Annotated in this window: 1 protein-coding gene; it reads left to right on the top strand. The window is 61.7% G+C overall.

Features of this window, described 5'->3' with window-relative positions; translation table 11 throughout:
- Window positions 1-110: 110 nt before the first annotated feature.
- The coding region (locus CVH10_RS22270) for a nucleoside-diphosphate kinase (RefSeq protein WP_369335970.1) at window positions 111-256 on the top strand (146 nt) is incomplete at its 3' end.

The following is a 256-nucleotide window of genomic DNA, read 5'->3' as shown; positions in this document are numbered from 1 at the left end:
CGAAACGCCGTCTGGCGCGCGTCAGGGATGCAAAACGGACAGTTGGAAACGCGGGAGGTGGTCGCTATAAGCCCGCGACCCTCAATCTCCCAAACAAGAAGTCACATCCCATGACCGAACGCACCTTCTCGATCATCAAGCCCGACGCTACGCGTCGCAACCTGACCGGCAAGGTCAACGCCGTGATCGAGGACGCCGGCCTGCGCATCGTCGCCCAGCGCCGCATCAAGATGACCCGCGAACAGGCCGAAGAGTT

The sequence above is a fragment of the Halomonas sp. ND22Bw genome, from assembly GCF_003011945.1.
In the GTDB taxonomy this organism is placed as follows: Bacteria; Pseudomonadota; Gammaproteobacteria; order Pseudomonadales; family Halomonadaceae; genus Halomonas; species Halomonas halophila.
This window is presented reverse-complemented; position numbering and strand designations above follow the sequence as displayed.